This window comes from Pedobacter sp. Bi27, assembly GCF_918698255.1.
Lineage (GTDB): Bacteria > Bacteroidota > Bacteroidia > Sphingobacteriales > Sphingobacteriaceae > Pedobacter.
This window is the reverse complement of record NZ_CAKKMW010000013.1, coordinates 40,272-65,295: the sequence shown is the minus strand read 5'-3', so window position 1 is coordinate 65,295 and position 25,024 is coordinate 40,272. Positions and strand designations below refer to the sequence as shown.

Below are 25,024 nucleotides of genomic sequence, written 5' to 3'. Positions count from 1 at the left end.
CTCAAATAAAAACATTTAGGTGCCTATATCGGTGGTGTCCACCTCTTCCCATTCCGAACAGAGAAGTTAAGCCCACCAGAGCCGATGGTACTGCGGTAACACGTGGGAGAGTAGGTCGGTGCCAAATATTAAAAGAAACCCTTTAACAGAAATGTTGAAGGGTTTTCTTCGTTATATACAGGGCTCTGTGTTTTAAGGCCGGTGAAATTGAAATACTGAAAGGCGAAAAGCTGAAAGAGCATAGGCCAAAGGCAATGCCGCTTTAGTCTTTAAGCTTTCTTCTTTAGTCTTGAAAAAAATATTCAGGTGCCTATATCGGTGGTGTCCACCTCTTCCCATTCCGAACAGAGAAGTTAAGCCCACCAGAGCCGATGGTACTGCGGTAACACGTGGGAGAGTAGGTCGGTGCCAGATCTTAAAAGAAACCCTTCAGCAGCAATGTTGAAGGGTTTTCTTCGTTTAAAAGCATTTTATAGCCATGCCTATCTTGTTTTCACCATTAAGGAGTTAAGATGGGTTAAGGCACTGCTCCCGCTGATTATGCTGATCTCCGCTGAGTTTTTACACCTTCCGTCCCAGGTTCAATAGCCGTGATGGCAGCGGAAATCCCTTTTGGGCAGCGGTAGATTGTCTATCCCAAGGGTTTCCAAAAAGGATTGCAGCGTACAGCAGGACGGAACCGAACCTATATGTTACTGTTACTGCGCTCCTAATAACAAACCGAAGAGTAAGCGCTCTATATTTCTTCCATAAACGCTTTGTGTACAATAAATAAAACCATTTGTGCCATTGTTGATAATTTTAGCCACATTTAAAACTGATTTAGCGCTAAATATGTTAATATCACAAGGTTTGCCACAATATTTGGTTATCTTTGTTTTTAACAAAAATATAAGTATAAGTAATGAGTTTTTTTGCAGATAAAAGAAGGGAAGTAATGTTGCATATTGAAAAATATATGCTGGAGTCGATGGGAACTTATTTGAAACCAATCGATACCAACTGGCAACCTTCTGATTTTTTACCAGATTCTACTAGTGAAACATTTTATCAAGATGTAAGAATTTTGAGGGATAACGCAAAAGATCTTTCTTACGATTTAGTGGCCGTTTTAATTGGCGATACCATTACTGAAGAAGCTTTACCAACATACGAATCGTGGTTAGCCATGGTTGATGGACATAGTAGGGACGAAGAAGGTGGCTGGATGAAATGGGTTCGCCATTGGACTGCAGAAGAAAATCGTCATGGTGATTTGTTAAATAAATATTTATACCTATCAGGCCGTGTAGATATGCGCCAAATGGAAATTTCTACACAGTATCTTATTGCTGATGGTTTCGATATTGGTACCGGGCATGATCCATACCGTAACTTTATCTACACTTCTTTTCAAGAATTGGCTACCAATGTATCGCACAGAAGAGTAGCTTCTTTGGCTAAAAAAGATGGTGATACGTTATTATCTAGAATGTGTGGTGTAATTGCGTCAGACGAGGCCAGACATGCAAAAGCTTATAAAGATTTCATGAACCGTATTTTTGAGGTTGATCCTAATGAAGCAATGTTGGCTTTCGAAGATATGATGCGTAAGAAAATTGTAATGCCAGCCCATTTCTTACGTGAGGTAGGTTTGAAAATTGGCCAAACATTTGGTCACTTTACAGATGCTGCGCAACGTTTAGGTGTTTATACTGCGGTTGATTATGTTGAAATTATGCAACAGTTGATTGAAGACTGGAAAATTGAGGGTATGCGCGATTTAAATGAAGCTGGTGAAAAAGCCCGTGATTATATTATGGCTTTACCTTCACGTTTATTACGTGTTGCCGAGCGAATGAAAAACCCTACTATAGACTATAAATTTACCTGGATTGCTGGTTAGATTTTTGAATCTTTAGTTAATAAAATTATATGAGCCCTTATCAAATCGATAAGGGCTTTTTTATTACATGTTTCTTCTGTATTGGCCACCAACTTCGTAAAGCGCCTTGCTGATCTGGCCCAATGAACATACCTTACAAACCTCCATGAGCTGTTCGAAGATGTTGTCGCCGGCAATAGCCGATTTTTGAAGTTGTTTCAAGAGATCTGGAGCACGATCTGCATTTCGGTCCTGGAATTTTTGTAATGCCGAAATCTGATATTGTTTTTCGTCTTCTGTAGCGCGGATTACCTCACCAGGAACAATAGTAGGTGAACCATTCTTGTTTAAAAAGGTATTTACGCCTACAATAGGATATTCGCCTGTATGTTTAAGCGTTTCGTAATACAGACTTTCTTCCTGAATTTTTCCGCGCTGGTACATCGTTTCCATCGCACCCAATACCCCACCACGATCGTTGATGCGTTTAAATTCGGCAAGTACAGCATCTTCTACCAGATCAGTTAATTCTTCGATGACGAAAGCACCTTGTAAAGGATTTTCATTCTTTGCTAGCCCCAATTCTCTGTTGATAATCAATTGGATCGCCATAGCCCTTCTTACAGATTCTTCTGTAGGCGTTGTAATGGCTTCATCATAAGCATTGGTATGTAACGAATTACAGTTGTCGTAAATGGCATAAAGGGCCTGTAAAGTCGTACGGATATCATTAAAATCAATTTCCTGTGCATGTAACGAACGGCCAGAAGTTTGGATGTGGTATTTAAGCTTCTGCGAGCGGTCATTTCCCTTGTATTTATTCTTGATGGCTTTGGCCCAAATTCTTCTGGCTACGCGACCGATAACGGCGTACTCCGGATCGATTCCATTAGAGAAGAAGAAAGACAGGTTAGGGGCAAAATCATCGATGTGCATGCCTCTGCTCAAATAATATTCTACAAAGGTAAATCCATTGCTTAAAGTGAAGGCCAGCTGGGAAATTGGATTAGCACCTGCTTCTGCAATATGATAGCCCGAAATGGATACCGAGTAGAAGTTCCTCACTTTTTCCTCTATGAAATATTTCTGGATATCGCCCATCATCCTCAAGGCAAATTCTGTAGAAAATATACAGGTATTTTGTGCCTGATCTTCCTTTAAAATATCGGCCTGAACGGTTCCCCTAACTGAGTTAATGGCTTTAGCCCTGATCTGGGCATAAATATCGGCAGGTAAAACCTGATCTCCTGTAAGGCCCAAAAGCATTAAACCTAAGCCATTGTTTCCTTCTGGTAATGCGCCATTATAGGTTGGCCTCGGTATATTTTTTGCTTTATAGATTGCATCAATTTTAGCTTCAACTTCCTTAGTTAAATCGTTTTCGATAATGTATTTTTCGCATTGCTGATCGATTGCTGCATTCATGAAAAAGCCCAGTAACATCGGAGCAGGACCGTTAATGGTCATGGATACCGAAGTGGATGGGGCACAAAGATCAAAACCCGAATAGAGTTTTTTAGCATCGTCCAAAGTGGCAATACTTACACCCGAGTTTCCGATTTTGCCATAAATATCAGGACGAATGTGCGGATCTTCTCCATAAAGGGTAACAGAATCAAAGGCAGTAGATAAGCGGTGTGCGGGCTGACCTAAAGAAACATAATGAAAACGTTTATTGGTTCTTTCAGGCCCACCTTCCCCAGCAAACATCCGTGTCGGATCTTCGCCTTCTCTTTTTAACGGAAATACACCTGCTGCATAAGGAAATTCGCCTGGAAGATTTTCGGTTAGCAACCATCTTAAAATATCACCCCAATCTTCATATCTTGGCAAAGACACTTTAGGGATATTCAGTTTTGAAAGTGATTCGTAAAATAAAGGTTGTTTAATCTCTTTATCGCGGACTTTATAAATGAAAAACTCTTCTTTGTAAGCTCTTTTGGTATCTGGCCATTGGCGCAATAAACGCCTGCATTCGCCATCTAATTGTTCCTCGAAGAAAGAGTATGTTGCATTTAAGCTTTTTAACACCCCGTCCGGCGGAGACCCTCGTAGGAAGGGGGAATTAATATCACCGGCCAAATCGATTACACCTTTCAATTGATACATTTTCCGGGCAATGGTAGCCTGTTTATCTACCCATTCGTTATACATCTGACTCGATTCGGCAATTTCTGCCAGGTAACGGATGCGATCGGGTGGTATGATATAAATCTTCTCTGATTGGTCGGAAGTGAGTTCCATTTTAGCCTTGAAATCGGTTCCGGTTTTTACCTTAATTTGCTCCATTAATGCCACAAAGAGGTTATTCATTCCCGGATCGTTAAATTGCGATGCCATGGTTCCATAAACAGGAATTTCATCATCTTTCGCATCAAAAATATTGTGGTTGCGTTTGTATTGTTTGCGCACATCTCTCAGTGCATCTAATGCACCTCTTTTATCAAATTTGTTAATGGCTACCAGATCAGCGAAATCTAACATGTCGATTTTCTCCAACTGTGTAGCTGCACCAAATTCAGGGGTCATTACGTATAGGGAAACATCACAGTGTTCGGTAATTTCGGTATCCGACTGGCCAATTCCAGAGGTTTCTACAATAATTAAATCGTAACCTGCGGCTTTGCAGATATCGATACTTTCCTGAACGTTTTTGGATAGTGCAAGGTTGGCCTGCCGGGTGGCTAAAGAACGCATGTAAACCCTCGGGTTATTGATAGCATTCATTCGGATACGATCGCCCAATAAAGCGCCGCCTGTTTTTCTTTTGGAAGGATCGACAGAGATAATCGCTAATGTTTTATCTTTCACTTCTACCAGGAAACGGCGGACAAGCTCATCTACCAGTGATGATTTTCCGGCTCCGCCCGTTCCGGTGATGCCTAAAATAGGAGCGGTGTTGTTTTTGGATAATTTTTTTAATTCATCTACAAATTTCTGTGCCCCTTCGGGATCATTTTCTGCAACGGTAATGGCCCCGGCAATGGCTTTAATATCTTTTGTAGGAATAGTTTCGAGCTCGTTAGTGATGCTGGCTTTAGTGATGAAATCGGTTTTGATCAGCATATCGTTGATCATGCCCTGCAAACCCATCTTACGGCCATCATCTGGAGAGTAAATTTTAGAAATTCCATAAGCCTGGAGTTCTTCTATCTCTGAAGGTAAAATTACGCCACCGCCACCTGCAAATATTTTAATGTGGCCTGATCCTCTTTCTTGCAAGAGATCATACATGTATTTAAAGTATTCAATGTGCCCGCCTTGATAGGAAGTCATTGCAATGCCCTGAACATCTTCCTGAATGGCACAGTTTACCACTTCATCAACCGATCTGTTATGGCCAAGATGGATGACTTCAGCTCCTGAAGATTGGAGGATACGGCGCATAATATTAATGGTTGCATCGTGTCCATCAAAAAGGGAAGCGGCAGTTACAAAACGGATTTTATTTTTGGGCTTATATATTTCTACTTGTTGCATATGATAGGATTTAAAGGATCAGTATGCTCAAATAACCGATCCTTGTCCAAATATATTTGGTATGCAAATGTACTAAAATAAGGAGTTTAAACAGCGAATACCCTATACCGTTATGGCTTTTGGAATTACAATGAATAGCCGTTATTGTCGTAAATGGCAAACTCCCTCGTACCATAGTCAAAATTTCGAGTGGGTAACAGATTTCACATTGATCTTTTAAACTTTTCCAGAGTGTAGTTACCTCGTTTGTATTGATGTAAAGCGAACCGCTCATAATTGATTTAGGGATATTGCGATGCTTGTTTGGAGAACAAAACATAATTTCGATCTCATCTTTTCGGAGGGTTAACCAACTCAGATCGTCAAGTTTTACATCACAAGTGAAGTTTAATACTTCTGTATAAACTTTAGTGTTGCTTGCATATCATGCGATTCGAGCATGGGTGTAAGTTTGGTTGCGATGTATGTTGACATGATCTAAAATAAAGAAAGTAAGAAATTTAGCAAGTTATCGTCATTTTGAGTTTGAATTATGTATAAAATCAATATTGATGAATGAGAACCTGATGTATATGCCTACCTCAAGCTACCGTCATTTCGAGCGGAGTGTAGCGGAGTCGAGAAATCTATGATGATAGATCTCTCCATTCCACTGCGTTCCAGTCGAGATGACGACTTCATTAAAGCAAAAAAACTATGCTGGTGGGCATAGTTTTTTTGTAAATTATTTATTGGTGATTTCGGTGATTGGCTCCCCGACGGTTCCGTTTGGCATTTGAATATGTAGCAAAGCCGCTAAGGTTGGTGCAATATCAGTCATGTAATGTGTTTTATTAGATGCTCCGGCTTTGATTCCCCAGCCCATAAAAACCAATGGAATGTGCGAATCGTATGGGTTCCAGTTTCCGTGTGTGGTACCTGTGCTGCCACCGTTAAACCAGTTTGGTTGTAAAACATAGTAGATATCGCCGCTTCTGCGGGCATTGTATCCATTGGTAATCATCATTTTCTGGATTTCCTGAAGTGTGCTTTGCGATATTTTAGCAATATCAACTGCATTTTGGAAACCGTCTAATCTTTTTAAGAATTCTACAGATGCCGATTTAATTACATCGAAACTTACATCACCTTTATCGGTTTTATCATGATCGAAAATGATCTGATTGTTCTGAGATTTTAAAACCACATTGTTTACTTTAAATTTATCATTTAAGTAAGCATTTAATTTGTTTGCGATATCACGGTCACTCACTACGCCTGAAGGCATTTTATTTTCTTGCATAAAGCCTGGTACATGCGCAGCGCCATGATCGGCAGTTAAAAATACCGTGTAATTTCCTTTACCTACTTTTTTATCCAGGTAGTTGAAAAACGCTTCGAAATCTTTATCCAAACGTAAATAAGTATCTTCTGCTTCCACTGAGTTCGGACCATAAGCATGACCAACATAATCAGTGGATGAGCAACTTACGGCTAAGAAGTCGGTAATGTTATCTTGCCCTAAATCTTCAGAAAGGATCGCCAATTTTGCAAGATCTAACGTGATGGTATTACCATAAGGCGTGCTTCTGATGGCATCGAAATTTTTATCAATATTTTGGGTAAGCTGATGAGGGAATGTGCTCGATTTGCCTTCGTATGCTTTCTCATCTGCTGTGCTATTAACATAGGTATTCATTGGATACAATGTTTCCCAGTTTTTTGCATAGAACTTGTTTGCCAATTTCAATTTATTGTAATCGGCAATCCATGTTGGTACTTCTTTCATGTAGTAAGTACTGGTAATCCAGTTTCCGGTGCTACCCTGATACCAATATGCTGCATTTGCCGCGTGGCCGGCAGGAAGGATCGAACCCCTGTCTTTTAATGAAATACCAATTACTTTACCTCTAAAATTGGTAGCTAACCTCAGTTCATCGGTAATGGTAGTGGTTAGCATATTTTTTGGCGACATATTTCCTTCAGAAGATGGTGTACTCCCAACGGTAGATACAGAAGAATCTTCTGTACAGTATACATTTTTTTTGGTTTCAGGATCGTACCAGTCATTACCGATAATACCATGTACAGCCGGAACAGAGCCTGTGTAGATACATGTGTGGCCACAGGCAGTATAAGTTGGTGTATAAGGAATAAAAGTATTTTCTACAGAAAAACCTTCATTAATTAATCTTTTAAAGCCACCATTGGTATAGCGGTTATAGTAGCGATATAAATAATCCCAACGCATTTGATCAACCACTAAGCCAACCACCAATTTAGGACGGGCCACCTCGGCAGGGAATGCTTTAGGTTGTGCTGTGGAAGGTTTTTTAGTTTGGGCTGAGGTGATTGCGATCGAAAAAATAGAAATGGAAAAGATTAGACAGGATATTTTCTTCATTGTGTTTTAGTTAAAAGGCTAAAGTAATAACTTTTAAGTGAAGATATTTTGAAGTTTATGTAAAGATTTAGAAACTAATGCAAATTACACGCTAATCTATGTATGTAGGATTAATTATGCGCAAACGTTTGCCTTATTGATATGAGTCAAAAAGAGGTTAATTGGTTTGATACTTTGATTTTGAAGTTTTAAAATTATTCAAATGAGGTTAGCTATCTCATTTTTAGGGTGTTAATGAATTGTTTGAAGCTCAGAAGGGCACTCAATCGTTTGTGTAGACAAAAAAAAATAACAGCATTGTTTAATTGGTAGTTTTAATAATCAATTATAAATTAATACCTAACCTTAAAAAACTATGAAACCATTTACTACTTTTTCCTGGTCGTTACCGGCTTGGATTATCTTGTTATTTAGCATTCTGTCTTGTCAGAAAAACATTCTTGCTGAAAATCCCCAATTATCGATACCCAAAAAGAGTTCTGTAAATACAGCTCCTGTAAGCGGAGAAAATGCTGCTCCGTCAGAACATTTATATTTTTCTTTTCCTTCTGATGCTATTGCTAAACTACATAAAATAAAAATTACACAATCTGCCTATGCCGAATATTTTTCTGTGCATAATTATTCGGGCGGCTATGCAGGCTTACAGCAAACACCTGATAATTCTTTTGGAACACCAAACATCCTTATATCCTCATTGTGGGATCCAAATACTTCTGGGGGGATCTATTCTGAAGTGGCTTATACCGGTGCACAAACCATTAGCAGTAGATTCGGGGGAGAGGGTGATGGATATAAAACAATTAATCCCTACCAATGGGCACTTAATACCTGGTATAATATAGCCTTAAGAGCATGGAAACGAGATGGAAAGCTATATATCGGTACTTTCATCCAAAATCAATCGAGTGGTGTTTGGTTTCATACCAGTACATTGGCTATTCCTGAGCGCACTACTTTCCTGGGATCGAGTAACGATGCATTCTTAGAAAACTGGGTTGGAACTAATCCTGATTATGACGGAAGGTATGTTAGAAAAGCATTTTTTAAGGATTGTTGGAACTTAAATACAAGCAATACATGGGAAAAACATACCAGTAGAAGTTTTAGTGCCAATGCAGGAGATGAGGGTAGAAATGGGATTTACGATAGGGCTTTTAATTCAGGCTATGATACTACTGAAGATGCTTATTTTATGGAACATGGAGGAAATACCCAGCCGAGTGCCGGTTTTGGTACAGGAAGAACGTTAAGTCTTCCGGCACAAAGCAATCAGGGTACTACACCAACATTAACCATTGGTGAGGTACAATCTGCAACGGCTGTTGCCAATGGTAATACGGTTACGGTAAACTGGATAAATAATCAGCTAAAAAGCCCTCAGCTTTCTTCAAAAATTGAATTATTGAATTCATCAGGTACTGTAGTTAATACTGTAAATGAAGTATTGCCGCAAAAAAGATCTGTGACGATTACCAGCAGCCTAGGCACAGGTACTTATTCGGTTAGAATTACCCTTACCGATATTTTTAACCAGAATTCAACACCGTTAACAGTGCCGGTTACCAATGGTATTTCGGGAAGTACCTGGTACAAGATAAAAAATGCGTCGAGTGGGCTTTATCTCGCCATAGAAAATAACAGTACCGCTAATAGCGCCTTTTTAGTTCAAAGTACCAGTGCCACCGGAAATGGTCAAAAATGGAAGTTTAACACACAGGGAACAAGTTATATTGTTGTTTATGCCAATAGCAATAAAGCACTGGATATTGCAGGAGGCGTGCAGGCATTAAATGGAAATATCATTCAGTACACCATTACCAATGGGGCAAATCAAAATTGGAATTTAATTCCTGTTGGCGCTAATAAATATGTAATCCAAAGTAATCTTTCTAATCATTATGTTCTAGACAATCCAGGTAGTAGTACAAGCAGTGGTACTAAGATTGTGCAGTATAGTATGAATGGTAGTGCTGGATCATCAAATCAGCAATGGCTTTTAGAAGCACAGTAATTTATATAAGCAAAGGAGATAAATGTTGTTTATCTCCTTTGCTTATATCGCTTCGGCTACTACAAATGTACTTCCTCCAATAAAAACCAAATCTTTTGGATCTGCGTATTGAACGGCCTTTTCTTTTGCCTCGATTACCGATGCATAACTGTTTCCATTTAAATTAAATGTTGCAGCCTGTTCTTTAAGTTCATCTGCTGCTAAACCACGTTCTAAGTCTGGTTTGCAGAAATAGTAAGTAGCATTTTTAGGCATCAGGGATAAAACTTTCGAAATATCTTTGTCCTTAACCATTCCAAAAACAATGTGCAGGTTTTGGTAAGGAGTTTGGGCGATGTTTTTAATTACCTCGGCAATGCCAGCTTCATTATGGCCGGTATCGCAAATAACCAAAGGATTTTTACCCAAAGTCTGCCAACGTCCTTGTAAACCGGTTTGCTTTTTAACCTGGCTTATTCCTTTGTAAATCGCTTCCTGATCGATTTTAATTTCCGTTTTCTCGTTAAGTACAGCGAGGGTTTTTAAAACGGTTAAAATGTTTTTGTGCTGGTAAACGCCGGTAAGATCGCTTTGAAGATCCTTGTATTTAATTTCACTATTCTGATAAACAGATAGGGAAAGCATATTGTTCCTGATCTTAAAATCCTGAGCCCTTAACTCCGCATCAGCAAAAACAATCTGAGCACCTACTTCTTTTGCCTTACTGACAAAAACTGGAGCCAATTCTGCTTGTGTTTCGCCGATTACAACCGGAATATTCCTTTTAATGATGCCTGCCTTTTCACGAGCGATTTCGGTTAGCGTATTGCCCAGCATATTCATGTGATCAAGGCTGATATTAGTGATGACCGAAATTTGCGGTGTAATGATATTGGTCGAATCTAACCTTCCACCTAAACCCACCTCAATTATGGCCACATCAACTTTATGTTTGGTAAAATGATCAAATGCAAGGGCCACAGTGACTTCGAAAAATGAAGGCTCGGTTTTTTCGATGAGTTTTTGCTGTTCTTTTACAAATGACACCACTTCAGTTTTGCTGATCATTTTTCCATTGATGCGGATGCGTTCGCGGAAATCTTTTAAATGGGGAGAGGTGTACAATCCTGTTTTATATCCTTGCGATTGCAGTACCGAAGCCAGCATGTGTGAGGTAGAACCCTTTCCATTTGTACCCGCCACATGGATACTTTTAAACTTATCCTGCGGATTATCCAAAGCTTCACAAAGAATGATGGTATTGGTTAAATCTTTTTTGAAAGCAGATGCGCCAACGCGGGTAAACATGGGGAGTTTACTGTATAAAAAATCAAGCGTTTGTTGGTAGTTCATAATTTACATCAAATATAAGTTGACTGGAGTTATTATGAAACGAAATAAGCAGATTTTATTAAAACTGGTATTTCTAAGTTTTTAATATTAAAGTTAGGTGATTACTTTAAAAGTGTTTAGTAGCGATTTAGTTTGTAAGGTTATGTTGTTATATTTGCAGGTATCTAACGGTCTCAATAATAGTGATTAATAAATTTAGTCTAATCCTTTTCGTGCTCTTAGCTTGCTTTTTTAAACTTGCAGCTCAAACTTTTTATGTAAGTTCTATGGATTATTCTAAGGGAGCAAGCGACCTTTATAAAGTTGAATTTACAAGCGAAGGGGTAAAATCTACAAAAATAGTCGGATGCTCACCTGGTGATCAGTATTTTTCGATCGCTATGAACAGGAATAATTTATTTTGGTTCAGAAATTCAGAAATATACACTGCGGATGTAAAAGAGAACAGTATTGAAAATTGCAGGCGTTTATTTTTAGGTATGTCTGGCTCAAATTCACTTACCCTTGGAGCGGATAATAAGTTATATTATTGTTCTGGTTATTTATTCAATACAGATATTAATACAGGAAAATCAGAAGCCTTAGGTTTACTGAATTATTCACCCACAGGAGATGTCTGTTTTTATAAAAAAGATCTTTATATGGCAGCATATCAAGGGATAGTGAAGATTAATGTTAAAGAACCTAATAAAAGTACCCTTCATATTCCATTGCCTGCAAATTTACCCCTTTATGGGATCGTTAGTGTTTCAACTGGCCTCAGAAAAAACACAGTTTATGGATTGGCAAATTCTGGTGCTCAAACCAATATTATCGAATTTGATATAGAAAATCAAAAAATGGTTGGTGTGGTAGGGACGCTTCCTTATAATATTCTAGATGCCGCAAGTATGGTTGAAGATGGGAGCATTATTGGGATAGAATTTGATCATGTAGATATAAACCAAGATTGTACTTTGGGAAACACAGCCAATGTAGATGTTATTACCGCGCCTCATATTGAAGATTTTACCTATACTTTAAATGGTGTTACCAATGCAACAGGTAAGTTTACCGGCTTATCCAAAGGTCAATATACACTTTCCATCATCTCTGCATCCGATTCCTATACCACGACAGTTGATGTTCCTGAGGTTAATTTGATAAAACCTATTTATAGCTGGCAGATCAAAAATCAGCTTTGCGAAACCCTTGGTGAAATTACTTTTAATACTCCTGAACAAAACAGCAGTTATCAAATTAGATACAATGGGAAGTTGTATCCTTTAAATAGTACATTCTCTAATTTAATAAGTGGTAATACGAATCACTTTGAAATTGTAAATAAATATGCATGCAAGGTTGATGAACAGGATCTTATTGTCGGACGGGATAAATGTAAAATCCAATTCTATAAGGCTGAGGTAAAACAACAATGTGATGTTTTTCACAAAGGAATAATTAGTATTTTAACAAAGCCACATGTAGCAGCTTATACTTATATCTTAAATAATGATTTAAGCAATACCACCGGAACATTCAAAAATTTAATTCCTGGGCCCTATCATATTAAAATTATTTCTGATGAAGATGAATTAGAAACTGACATAATTGTGCCAGATTACAAGCAACTACAACCAGAATTTTCTTTTGCTAAAATAAATCCTGATTGTGCCGCTAAAGGAAATATTCAGTTTAATGCTTTTGCCGGTAGTAATGATTATAGGATAAAATTTAAAAATGATGTTTTGCCCTATAATCATCAATTCACTAACTTGGAGATAGGCAACTATCATTTTGTTGTGCTGAATAAAGAGAGCTGTTTAATTGATGAGTTTGATGTAGAATTGGTTTACGAACCTTGTCCGGTTATTATCAATAGTGTCGAGATGTTTGCCGAATGTAACGTTCTTGGAAAAGGCTTTATAAAAGTTAATTGCCCACCAATTCCAGAAACTTATACATTTACACTTAATAATTCAGTATCAAATAATACCGGTGTTTTTAATATGCTTGATCCTGGTACTTACACAATTGAGGTTAAAGCATCTGGTGGTGCGCCAGCAACATATAGGACTATTGAAGTACCTGATTATTCTCTAACTAAACCGCTTACAAAGATTAATGCTAAGAATCCTGCTTGCGATCTGAAGGGAGAAATATCATTTTCAATAGGTAGTAATTCATCTGATTATAATGTGAAATATAAAGGACTAGTTTATCCTGGCAACCACATTTTTTCGGATTTAATTGAAGGAGATTACAGTTTTACCATTTTAAAACTTAACGGCTGTATTGTTGATGAATTAAATAAAAAGCTAGTATACGAACCCTGTCCAATTGTTATCAATAGTATCGAGATGCTTGCCGAATGTAATGTTCTTGGAAAAGGCTTTATAAAAGTTAATTGCCCACCAATTCCAGAAACTTATACATTCACACTTAATAATTCAACATCTAATAATACAGGTGTTTTTAATATGCTTAGTCCGGGTAGCTACGATATTGAAGTAAAAGCATCTGGTGGTGCACCAGCAGAATATAGAACTGTTGTGGTTCCAGATTACTCGTTAACAAAACCCCATTCGATTGTTAATGCTAAAAACCCTGTTTGCGATTTAACTGGGGAAATCTCATTTTCTATTGGTAACCGTTCAGCTGATTATAACCTCAAGTATAATGGAGTAGTTTATCCAGGTAATTACGTTTTTTCGGGTTTGTACGAAGGTAAATACACCTTTTCGATTCTCAAACTTAATGGCTGTATTGTAGATGAGCTAGATGTTTCTTTAGAAACAGAAGCCTGTAACGACATTTCATTTCCGAATGCTTTCAGCCCCAATTCGGATAATATAAATGACGATTTTAAAGCGAAAGAGGGAAGTAGGGCTTTTAATTTTCAGATGCAAATTTTCGATAGAAGGGGAGTAGTTATCTTTTCTTCAAATAAATTATATGACGCTTGGAATGGTGATTATAAAGGACAGCCAGTTCCCGTAGGAGTCTATTTTTGGGTGGCATCGTTTACAACTCAGGAAAATAAAAGAATAATTAAAAAGGGATCGGTTACCTTGATTCGATAGCCCGTTAAACTATGTTGATTAATTACTTATGCGAAGTAATTTGTTATGGTGTTGGATGTGCTGTCAGATGTTACCATCTGACCGATAATCAGGTTATAATTGGTAATAATTGTTTGTCGAAAATTTTGAGGAGATAAGTCTTCTGTCAGATAGTAATATCTGACAGCACAATAAATGATAACAAAAAAATGGTCTGTGAAGACACAGACCATAGATATTTTTTATTTCACTTTAAAGTTGAACATTACAATCCCGGTTTGTACATCGGGTGCTGATTCTAATTTGTTTAAGCTCGCACCTAATACCGCCTGTTCACATTTCCGCCAAAGTGCTAAATCAGATAGAGTAGTGCCTTTTGCACCTGCACGGGCCTGAACCACTTTACCATTTTTATCTACGCGGATTTGAACGGCGATTTTTCCTGCGCTTTGTCCATCATCCTGAATTCTAGGGATATCGATGAATTTTCTGCTGGCTAATGATAACTGTACATTGCCATTTCCAGAACCACCTTCTCCATAATTTGATGCCAATGGATCGCCATCTTTATCACCTTGGTTTCCTGGTGTTTTTCCAGTTCCATCTCCCTGACCCTGACCAGTATTTTTTTTGCCTTTGTAAAGCGCGTTTTGATTAATCACTGGTTTAGACGGCTTATCTTCAGTTACCGGAGTTGGTGCCGCAGTAGTCGGTTTTGTAGGTTTAGTATTTACGGCAATGGCATCTTCCGTATTTTGTGTCTGAATTTCCTTTTCAGTATTTTCGGTTGCGGTAGTTGGGGTTACTTTTTCTTCTGGTGTTACCTTATCAGGCGCTTTACCATTGGCGTTTGGATCAGCCGATGGTTCTTCAATGCTGGTATAATCATCGCCCATTCCTTCTGCAGAAGTTCCATAATTTACAACCATACCACCCATACCCACTTCTTCAGGTGGCTGGAACGAGCCAATCACGATAAAAAAGCTGATCAACAATAAAAAGCCCATAATTCCGCTTGCTATGGCAATGGCCTTAGGGTAATTATTTTCCTCGTTAGGTACGTTTTGTGCTTTGTAGTTCATTATTTTTTAGGCTCAACGGCTACAACAAGTTTTAATTTTAATTTATTGGCAATATCGTTTACCACAAATCCATCCTGATAAGTCACATTACGCGATACATATAAAAGAATGGTCATGTCTGGTGCCAATTTTTGGTATGATGCCAATGTTGGCTCTAATTCTTCAATGCTAACTGGTTTCTTTTCAACGAAATATTTTAAATTTTCGTCTATCGTAACGGTAACTGCTTTCTTGGCGGTCGATTGCTGTCCGCTAGATGATTGTGGCAACAACAATTTAACCACCGTAGGATTTACCACTGCTGAGGCCAATAAGAAGAACAGCATCAGGAAGAACATAATATCGTTCAACGCTGAAGTATGTACTTCTACCGATCCTTTTGTTCTTTTGCGTAAATTCATTATTTGCCTGGTTCTTCTAGTAAATCAATAAAATCAATTGCATCGGTTTCCATTTTGAGGATGATTTTTTCGACCATAATGTTTAAAATGTGATACAGTACGTAAGCGATAATACCGATAATCAGTCCGGTTGCAGAAGTAATCATTTTGGTATATAAACCACCAGAGATGGTTCCGATTTCAATTGCACCTTTTATTGATACCTGGTGGAAAATGGTAATTACCCCCACAATTGTACCTACGAAACCAAGCATTGGTGCAATACCTGCAACAATACCCAATATACTGATGTTCTTCTCTAATTTAGAAACCTCTAGTTTACCAACATTTTCAATCGCGCCTTCAATATCTTTAATTGGGCGGCCAATGCGTTTTAAACCTTTTTGCAACATGCGCGAAAGGGGAGAGTTATTATTTCTTAAAAGCGACATAGCGCCCTCTAAATTTCCCGATTGGATATACGACCTGATCTGACCCATTAGGTTCGATTCGTCTTTGGTTGCTTTTTTAATGGTTAAATAACGTTCAAAAAAAATAACTAAGGCTAACAATGCTAAAAAAGCCAATGGAACCATTACCCAGCCGCCTTTAAAAAGCAGATCGATAAAATGTAGTTCTGGCTGTGGTTGTGTTACTGCTTGGTTAACCGCATTTGCTGTGTCTTGTAATGCTTGTGTGGTGTCCTGAATTAATAAAGTTATCATTATGGTTGTGTGTTGTTAAATATTTGTTGTACGTAAAACCCTTTTCCCTTTAGTTTTTTCTGCAAAATATCTTTCTGCTCCTCAGCTTCTTTTTGTGTTTTAAAACTCGCAATGCTTACTTTTTTCCACGGGCCTGCCATATTTGCAATTTTAGCATTTAAACCTCGGGCTTTAACTATGGCAATATATTTTTCGGCTCCTGCAACTGTTTTATAGGATGCGGCAATAACATCAAACGTAGAAGGACCAGTGTTTGGTACAACTTTATTTTCTTTTGGTGTTTCGGTAGCTGGCTTAGCTACAGGTTTTACCGCTACTTTTTTAGCTGTATCTGCTTTTTTCTGAACCTGGTTTGCTTTTAAAATGCTATCTGTTTTGGCTATAGAATCCTGTTTTGCTTTTAGGGTATCAACAACAACCTTCGGCGAATCGGCAATTACTTGTGCCGGTTTTACTGCTTGAGCTGTTCCACCTGTAAATAATTCTGGTTTAACCAAATAGGTTATCGCTGCAATAATAACCAAAGCTAACACTGCAATTGTAATCATCAACCAGGTAGACATACCTTGTTGTGTTTCGTCTCCATGTTCTATTGGATCGTGACCAAAACGGTTAGGATGCGCTGCATGTTGCTCTTTTATAAATGCAGGGGCCTCAATTACAGGCTCTTCATTTTTAGCTTCGTCTTCTAAATTGATATATGTTTTAGGTTCCTCCGTTTCCGATCTAAGTGAGAAACGGCTCGAAGGTTCATTTTGTGGAATAACGGTTTCTGGTACCTCCACGGTATTGATTTCCTCAGGCGCTGGGGTATTTTCTGTAGCAATTACTTCGTCTCGTACATCGTCAGATTCAGGCGTTTCAATAGCGGGTTGTTCAACAGCAATATTTTCTGCTTCCGACTCGGGCGTGTGACCAAAACGGTCTGGATGCTCTTCATGCTGTGCCACAACTGATTCGGGAACTTCTACAGCTTCAGCGTTAGTATTTTCTACCTCTTCTTTAGGTGTATTTTCAGCAGTATTTGCTTCATCTTGTGCTTCAGCAGATTCAGGTGTTTCAATTGCCTGATGTTCGGCGGCGATATTTTCTACTTCCGATTCTGGTGTATGACCAAAACGGTTAGGATGTTCTTCATGCTGTTCCTTAATAAATTCTGGTGCTTCAATAATTTCTTCTGAAGGAGTTTCTGAATGTTTTAAAGTGTTTTTAAGATCATCTTTAACTTCATCCAATTCTACATTTTCGATTACCGGAGCCTGATATGATTTATTCTCAAATGGAGATGGTACCACTGGTGCTTCAGCAATTTCGTCGTAAACTTCTTCCTCTTGTTGAGGTAAATCAGTTTTTATTTCCTCAATTACGGTTTCTGCCAATGATGGAAGACCGTAAAATTCAGAACCATAGTTCATATTTTTAACCGGTTCGAAACCTAATCCTTGCTCGGTAAAAAATAAGCGGCCGGTATTTTGTAACTCGGCCTCATGGTCTAATTCTAATTTTTGATTTACTTCTTCAACAAACTGGGCAATGTGATTACGGGCATCATCGTCACTGATGTTTGTTTTAGCTGAAATGAAATTGGCTAAAGCGTTTTCTTCTGTTACTTCTGCTGAAAATTGCAGCGTATATCCGGGAGGCAAAAACGTTTGTTTTTCCTTATCGTATCTTCCTGGGTATTTCTTTTTATAAAAGGTGCCCAAGCCGGTAATACCAACTTCTTTGCGTTGCTGCAAGAGTTCTAATAGGTATGATAAGATATCCATTCGGGTAAAATTAAGCGTTTAAAATTAAAAATTATATTCTACCTTCAAATAGTGTCTACGGGTGCTACTACACATCCTATTCCAAAAAGGGGACAAAAACGAGTACAGTTTTGTTATTTTAATCATGAAAAAAAATCACAGTTTTCTAAACCTATATCTGTATCCGTGCAAAGATAACGGTTACAAAGATAGAAATGGTATGCTAGTAAGCAAATCGCTAAATCGATATAATATTGATTTTGAAGCTAAGGCCTAAGTTATAGAAACGCTTTACTAAAGAAAAGCGTATATAGGAAAAGAAGAGGAGGATTTTAAAAGAGGTTGTATCATAATGTTAAAATCAATTCGTTCTGAGGCAAGCTTAGGATGACAATTCGATATTTATGATACAACCTCTTAGGTTTTTTAGGTAATATAACTGTTTTGAGGAGGATCTATAAACAAGGAACAGTAGTAGACCAATCGGTGCTCTCCATATTAAGTAAGCTTGTAGTGTGGCCATGCCCTGTTGCGTCTGCAATGGTGGTTCCAGTACCTTCGTCGAATTTCCAATAAGCCTCTAAGTTGGTACTTGTAGCACTTACACTGCATTTATTAGCTGAAATTGTCGACTGTGCCAATGCCGATTTCCAAACCCGCATTTCATCGAACTGACCATTAAAACCTCTGTTGGCATCCCAGCTTCTCGAAATCTGGAATGTGCCGTTAGCAGCAATAGTACCAGTAGCGCTCATGCTGGCATCTAAAGTGCCATTGATGTAGATTTTCATGGTCGAGCCATCGTATGTTGCCGCGATATGATACCAGGTATTAGTACTTAGCGCTGTAGCGGAGTTTAGCTTTTTAGGCGTTGCACCACCTGTATTCAATACAAATTGCACTTTATTGTTGGCTAGAGAAGCATCACCCAAACGAAGTAAAGCCACATTGGCATCGCTCACTTCAATCCCCATAATAGTGGAGATATTTGGAGCAGTTGCTTTAAAAGCAGCTGGTTTAATCCATGCTTCGTAAGTTAAGCTGTTGCCTGCAAGATTGAAAGTATTCGAATTTAAATATTCATTTGTTCCATCAAAAACTAAAGATCGGTTTCCGACTGCTGGCGGTGTACCACCATTGCCATCAATACAGTTTGGTTTTACAGCAGTTGCAGCACCATATAGTACGTTAGACATGGCCGATAGCTTAGTTTGCGAATTATTGGCGACGTTGTAAACCATGGCACTGGCCAAACCATTATTTTTTACATAAGTGGCTACAGCTGCCTGATCGCTATTGCCTAAATCTGTTCCTAAACCCAATTTACTTTTAGGTACGCCAGCATTAATGTAAGGCTGTAAACGGCCGGCATAATTTGTAGAGAAGTAAGTTTGCTCAAATACATAATCTAAAATATCGCCTAGTTTTTGGTTGTTATAAGTAGAAGTAAAATAATTGGCCTGATTAAATGCAGCCATGGTAATGAGTTTATCAGCGCCCATACGTGCCCTAAGTGCTGCTGCTGCTAGCACCAACGAGCCATCATTTGCGGTGCATGCAGAATACTCATCATCAATATCAATTCCATCTAAGCCATATTGTTGTACGGCGTTGGCACATTGAATGGCAAAGGCATCGGCCTGTGCGTAAGTGGTAAAGCAACCCCAGCCTGCATTTTGGTGGTTTCCGAGTACATCTAGTACTACTTTTATACCTAATGATTTAAGGTATGCCACCTTGCCTGAATTTAAAGTTTCTTGTACCTGTGGATTGAAATACAAAGTTGGTACGCCATTTACCGAATTGATATTGGCAGCAAAAATAACAGAACCACCAAATAACTGACTAGCTGAAGTGCCGTAGGTGTAGCAACCTGGGTTTACAAAATTGTTGCTGTTTACCTCTACATAGGCGGTCATGAATGGGCCAGTTAAGGCCAGGGCGGAGGCATTGGTCGCAGCTCTGGCGGTACCTTTGGTGCTCAAAGAGTTGTCTTCTTTTTCAGAATTGGCTTTTTTACAAGCATACAACAGGGCGAAAGCTGTTAACAGCAGTACGCCGAAAACGGTTAGTTTTCTCATAGGTTTAAAAATTTTGGTTAGAAATTGGTTTGATATAAAAAAGGTAGGACAACTTTCGTTATCCTACCCGGTGGTATTTGTGTGTTAGAAGTTCGCTTTATTCACGTCCCACCATAGCCTGGTGCCACCATTATCAGGGCCACCAAGCAAGGTTACGGCTTTACGTACCTCATCTTTATTTCCATTGCCGTATTCTGCTGTTGGATATGGCAATCTGCGAATCTGCAATTGGGTATTGATTGTACCGCCGCTATTGTTGTTGGCTACTGTAAACAGTTTTGGGTAACCTGTTCTGCGGAAATCAGCCCAGGCCTCAGCTCCATCAGGAAAAATAGCTAACCATTTTTGCGTAATAATCCGCTCTAATTTCACTTCGTTAGATGCAGCCCCATCCCATTTAATGGTAATGGTGCTTACTGGGGCTGCATTGTTAGCTGGGTTTTTCGGATCTACATAAGCTGTTGGTTTGCTTACCGCATCGGTTAGGTAGCCACCAATACTAGCGTTCCATTGTTGCATTGATGTAGTTATACCTGTTTCATAATTACTTTGTGCATCTCCTGCACCCGCCCAACCGCGTAAAGCCGCTTCAGCTTTTAAAAACCAAACTTCAGCAGCCGTCATTAATATTTGTGGTGCTTTTTGTCCGATAGGTGATTTTGAATTATCTGGTACAGAAGAATTTAAACTCGAATAGGTTTTGTACCCAGCTTTGCCCAAACCGTTAAAAGAAGTATTCGCTCCCGATCTGATTCCTACATACTGTCCTGCAAAAAGAGGATCGGTAGCTGGTGTACAGTATATTGATAAACGTGGATCGGAATAACCAACCAGGTACGATTGTAATGCTGCGCCCATTGCGTTATCACCATCGTAATTTACGGTTACATTCCAAAGGTCGTTATTTCTGTTTCCCGATTGTGCAACAGCCGCATTATCGCTTGGTACAGTCATTAATCCACCTGTTGCAGCCATTGCTTTTTCTGCCTGCAACTTTGCTGTAGCCGGATCAACTTTAACAATGCGCATGGCTAAACGTAACCTTAACGAGTTGGCTAATTTAAGCCATTTTGAAACATCTCCTCCATAAACCAGATCACCAGAATCGTAGTAGGCTTTTTTGCCAGGGTTTGCTGTGATAAAAGCCTGCAGATTATTTGCTGCTGTATCAATCTGTTTAAAAAATTCGGTATAAACCGTTTTTTGATCATCGTAAGCTTGAGAAATTAATGATTTACCAGCCTGTGTATACGGAATCGGACCAAATTTATCGGTTACCCTATCCATCGCAATTACCTGTACTAAAAGCGATATACCCCACGATTCTGGCGCAGTTGCTTTTAAAGGTGATATGGCAATTTTAGAAATTGGCGCCATCACATTGGTATATTGATCGTTAAAACCGGCTTCATTCCAGCCATTATTAAGCGAATAGTTCATATTATTAATACCCCCGCCAAATGGTGTTGGAGCCATCATGTACCCACTAAAAGCATCAGAACTTAAATTCTGTGCAATTTGGTAGTTAGAAAATATATTTTGCTGAATAGGGCCAATTGCCGATCGCAATAAGGCTAAACTCTGCTCAGTAGTCGGTAAATTATCGTTGGTGTTAAAACTTTCAAAGTTCTTTTTACAGCCTTGATTTAGGCCGGCAACGGCTAAAAGCAAAACTAAAGACAAGCCTTTAATTTTATGTTGAGATGAATGATATATCGATTTCATGTTTGTTCGGATTAAAATAAAACATTAAGGTTAAAACCAAAACTTCTGGTAACCGGTTGGTTAAAAACATCTATTCCCGATAAACCATTACCGGTAGACATGGTAACCTCCGGATCGTAAGGTGCTTTTTTGTAGAAATAGAAGAGGTTTCTACCAATTAATGAAAGGCGCATGCTTTTAAATGTTCCTTTTAAAGGTAAATTATAACCTATTGAAGCTTCGCGCAGGCGCACCACAGTAGCGCTGTACACATACTCGCCAGTTACACCGTTTCTGTCACCTAAGAAAGAATAATAGCTTTGTGGGTTAATCGTTGCCGAAACTGCTTTTCCGCTGGCATCTACACCATCAATTTTAACACCGCCCTGCGCTCTTGCATCACCTGATGCTTTTGAAGCTCCTGCCTGGTCCATTAATGCTTCGGTTAGCGAAAGCACCTTGCCCCCAAACTTACCATCTACCAGGAAGCTTAAGCTAAAATCTTTGTAATTGAAACTGTTGCTCCAACCCAACTGAAATTTAGGGTTTGCGTTTGCTATTAGGCTATAATCTGCACTTTTAACCGGAAAGTACGGGTTTGCAGCAGTTCCATCACCATTTAGTACGATACGGCCATTTGCATCTCTTTGTAAGGTGTAGCCATAAATATCACCATAAGACCCTCCTGCAGCTATACGCGAGATATATGCATTGTTTCCGCCACCTGTTAAATCGATCGAATTTAAACCTTGCGCCGCCGCTACATCAATAATTTTGTTTCTGTTCAACGATCCGTTAATGGATGTATTCCAGTTAAGGCCATCGCCTTTTAATACATCAGCCCCTAAAGTAAATTGTATGCCCTGATTTTGAACATCACCTGCATTTAAATACCCTGTTGCAACAAGTCCAGAAGGAGCTGGCTTAACTGGAATGTATTGGTTTTTGGTGTTAGTTTTATAATAGGTAAAGCTAAAGTTTAAACGGTTGGCTAGAAAACGCATATCAGTACCAATCTCGAAAGATTTTGTTCTTTCTGGTTTTAACTCAGCAAATGCCCTGTTGGTGTTGATGGTAAGTGCACCACCATTGCCCAAAGTATTTTGGATAAAGGTTAAGTATGCTGGCACGGTGTTACCCACTTCTGCATAAGTACCTCTTATTTTGGCATAAGTAATCGCCTCTGGCAATTTAACCATTTGCGATACGATGAATGACAAACCTACCGATGGATAAAAATAAGAAACATTTGGGGTAAATGATAGGTTTGAAGACCAGTCGTTTCTACCTGTTAAAGTTAAAAATGCCCAATCTTTATAGGATAAATTCGCGTTTGCAAATACGGCTTGCAATTGGCTGTGTAAAGCATCATTTGCTTTTGTGGTGTTCAATACATCAGAAGTATAGGTGCCTGCTGTTGCCACAATGGTATTATTTGCTGTAAATAAATCAACTGCACTCAAATCGCCTGCTAAAGATAAGCCCGTCGTTTTCTGATCGTTAATGCTACCGCCAATCAATCCGTTAATCTTAAAGTCAGAATCTTTCATCGGCACCGTAACGTTTAATATCGCATCGGCATATTTCTGAATGTAAGTTTGAGTATTCTGAGATAGGTATCCTCTACCATTTGAGTTAAAGTTTCCGTTTATGCCCGAATAACGTCTGTTTTCGAAATCATCTGTAGTACGGTCTATATTTCCCCTTACCTGAAGATTTAACCATGGCGTAAACTCATATTTCACATTTCCACTCAATAAAAAGCGGTTTCTGATGGCGGTATTTGGATTAAGGTTGGTTAAAAACCATGGGTTCTGGTTAATATCTGCAGAACCACCTAGCCAGTTCTGGCGCGCAGTACCTACATTTCCTGATAACAAATAATTGTCTTTGTACGGTGTAATATCAACTCCTCTTGGGAAAAGATAGAGACCAACAAGCGGGTTGTTGTACAATCCAATTGATGGACTATTGTTTATACGTTGGTTAATGTAATTTACATTTCCATCAACCGTTAATTTGTTGTTTAAAAACTTGGCTGTTTCGCGCAGGTTAATATTATGCCTGTTTAACTTGTTGCCTTCCTGTATACCGCTTGCATAAGTATTGGCATAAGAAAAATAAGTTTGGGCAATTTCCGATCCGCCAGAAAAATTGACCGAATTGGTCGCATTTGTTCCTGTTTGGAAAAACTGATCAAGGTTATCAGTGGTGTTGTTAATTGCTGGTCCCCAGCTGTCTCTGGTTGCGGTAGATGCAGGGCCATAACTGTTTTGAAATTCGGGTTTGTAAGCAATTTTATCAAAAGTTAAACTCGACGAAAAACCGATCTGTGTTTTGCCGGCTTTGCCTTGTTTGGTTGTGATTAAGATAACACCATTCTGTGCCTGGCTACCATAAAGGGCTGCGGCAGATGCGCCTTCCAGCACGGTTAAACTTTCGATATCATCGGGGTTTAAGTTTGATATACCATCGCCACCATCCTGGCCGCCACCAAAAACACTGTTCTGCTGTGCATTGGCGTTACCGTTATTGCTGATTGGCACGCCGTCAATTACATACAAGGGCTGGTTGTTCCCGCTCACCGAACGGCTGCCCCTTAATATTACTTTGGCCGAACCACCAACACCCGAAGAACTCGGACTAATCGTCATTCCGGCAACTTTACCATTTAACGAATTTACCAGGTTAGGACTTTTTACTTTGTTCAGTTCCTCGCCAGATACTTGCTGGGTGGTATAAGTTAAAGATTTTTCCGATCTTTTAATCCCCAGCGCCGTTACCACTACGGTTTCAAGGTTTTTAGCGTCAGGGGCTAAGGTAATATCAATGGTACTTTGCGTACCTACAGTAACTTCTTTGCTCTGGTAGCCGATAAACGAGAACACCAAAACATCGCCCGTTTTAGCCGTTATGCTATATTGGCCTGAAGTATTGGTTTGTGTGCCGCCTTGCGCGCCCTTTATAGTAATGGTTACACCTGGTAAGGTAGCGCCCGTTTCATCTTTTACGGTTCCTTTAATCGCATCCTGATAAACAGAATGGAAAGAAACTGCACGATTAAAATGATCGATTGGTGCAGCTGCATACAAACCTGTGGATGCATAGAGCAATAAGCAGGTGAGCTGTAAAGATTTTTTCATATTCATTATGAATAATTTTGAATAAGTATTTGGTTAATTGTTTGCCG

13 protein-coding genes and 2 rRNA genes are annotated in these 25,024 nt (G+C 39.0%); 5 read left to right on the top strand and 10 right to left on the bottom strand.

Going from position 1 to position 25,024, the window contains the following annotated elements:
- The first annotated feature begins 15 nt into the window (after positions 1-15).
- The 3 genes from rrf (LQ227_RS24970) (at position 16) to LQ227_RS24960 (ending at position 1,885) form a co-directional block, all read left to right on the top strand.
- A 5S ribosomal RNA gene (rrf, locus tag LQ227_RS24970) occupies positions 16-127 on the top strand.
- A gap of 175 nt (positions 128-302) precedes the next feature.
- A 5S ribosomal RNA gene (rrf, locus tag LQ227_RS24965) occupies positions 303-414 on the top strand.
- A gap of 490 nt (positions 415-904) precedes the next feature.
- Positions 905-1,885, top strand: a complete 981-nt coding sequence (locus tag LQ227_RS24960) for an acyl-ACP desaturase (RefSeq protein WP_131032039.1) — start codon at positions 905-907, stop codon at positions 1,883-1,885.
- Positions 1,886-1,948: 63 nt separating this feature from the next.
- Here LQ227_RS24960 and LQ227_RS24955 read toward each other — a convergent pair whose 3' ends face one another.
- On the bottom strand, positions 1,949-5,344 hold the full coding sequence (locus LQ227_RS24955) for a methylmalonyl-CoA mutase family protein (protein ID WP_230146454.1): 3,396 nt from the start codon (positions 5,342-5,344) through the stop codon (positions 1,949-1,951).
- Between the two features lie 724 nt (positions 5,345-6,068).
- Positions 6,069-7,727: an alkaline phosphatase PafA gene (pafA, locus tag LQ227_RS24950; RefSeq protein WP_230151796.1), complete on the bottom strand. Its 1,659-nt coding sequence runs from the start codon at positions 7,725-7,727 to the stop codon at positions 6,069-6,071.
- Positions 7,728-8,082: 355 nt separating this feature from the next.
- On the opposite strand from pafA, the gene LQ227_RS24945 reads away from it, so the two are divergent.
- Positions 8,083-9,741 (top strand): DUF3472 domain-containing protein, encoded by a 1,659-nt coding sequence (locus LQ227_RS24945; protein ID WP_230151794.1) that lies wholly within the window; start codon positions 8,083-8,085, stop codon positions 9,739-9,741.
- A gap of 42 nt (positions 9,742-9,783) precedes the next feature.
- Here the strand turns inward: LQ227_RS24945 and LQ227_RS24940 are convergent, their stop codons facing one another.
- The gene (locus LQ227_RS24940) at positions 9,784-11,073 is read right to left on the bottom strand and encodes a folylpolyglutamate synthase/dihydrofolate synthase family protein (protein WP_230151792.1); all 1,290 of its coding nucleotides are present in this window, start codon (positions 11,071-11,073) and stop codon (positions 9,784-9,786) included.
- A 266-nt stretch (positions 11,074-11,339) separates the two neighbouring features.
- Here LQ227_RS24940 and LQ227_RS24935 point away from each other — a divergent pair, with 266 nt between their 5' ends.
- Positions 11,340-14,135, top strand: coding sequence for a gliding motility-associated C-terminal domain-containing protein (locus LQ227_RS24935; protein WP_230151790.1), 2,796 nt, complete (start codon positions 11,340-11,342; stop codon positions 14,133-14,135).
- A gap of 221 nt (positions 14,136-14,356) precedes the next feature.
- Here LQ227_RS24935 and LQ227_RS24930 read toward each other — a convergent pair whose 3' ends face one another.
- From LQ227_RS24930 to LQ227_RS24900, 7 genes are all read right to left on the bottom strand, one after another.
- A complete protein-coding gene (locus LQ227_RS24930; RefSeq protein ID WP_215130675.1) occupies positions 14,357-15,196 on the bottom strand; it encodes an energy transducer TonB in 840 nt (279 codons plus the stop codon).
- On the bottom strand, positions 15,196-15,597 hold the full coding sequence (locus tag LQ227_RS24925; RefSeq protein ID WP_025144642.1) for a biopolymer transporter ExbD: 402 nt from the start codon (positions 15,595-15,597) through the stop codon (positions 15,196-15,198). The genes LQ227_RS24930 and LQ227_RS24925 overlap by 1 nt, the downstream gene beginning before the upstream one ends.
- Positions 15,597-16,301, bottom strand: coding sequence for a MotA/TolQ/ExbB proton channel family protein (locus LQ227_RS24920; protein ID WP_029279915.1), 705 nt, complete (start codon positions 16,299-16,301; stop codon positions 15,597-15,599). The genes LQ227_RS24925 and LQ227_RS24920 overlap by 1 nt, the downstream gene beginning before the upstream one ends.
- Positions 16,301-18,070, bottom strand: coding sequence for an SPOR domain-containing protein (locus LQ227_RS24915; RefSeq protein ID WP_230151787.1), 1,770 nt, complete (start codon positions 18,068-18,070; stop codon positions 16,301-16,303). The genes LQ227_RS24920 and LQ227_RS24915 overlap by 1 nt, the downstream gene beginning before the upstream one ends.
- 434 nt (positions 18,071-18,504) lie before the next feature.
- Positions 18,505-20,130 carry a LamG-like jellyroll fold domain-containing protein gene (locus LQ227_RS24910; protein WP_230151785.1) on the bottom strand — a complete coding sequence of 542 codons (1,626 nt, stop codon included), beginning with the start codon at positions 20,128-20,130 and terminating at the stop codon, positions 18,505-18,507.
- Positions 20,131-20,214: 84 nt separating this feature from the next.
- Positions 20,215-21,855: a SusD/RagB family nutrient-binding outer membrane lipoprotein gene (locus LQ227_RS24905; RefSeq protein WP_230146447.1), complete on the bottom strand. Its 1,641-nt coding sequence runs from the start codon at positions 21,853-21,855 to the stop codon at positions 20,215-20,217.
- A gap of 11 nt (positions 21,856-21,866) precedes the next feature.
- The gene (locus LQ227_RS24900; protein WP_230151783.1) at positions 21,867-24,977 is read right to left on the bottom strand and encodes a SusC/RagA family TonB-linked outer membrane protein; all 3,111 of its coding nucleotides are present in this window, start codon (positions 24,975-24,977) and stop codon (positions 21,867-21,869) included.
- Positions 24,978-25,024: the final 47 nt, after the last annotated feature.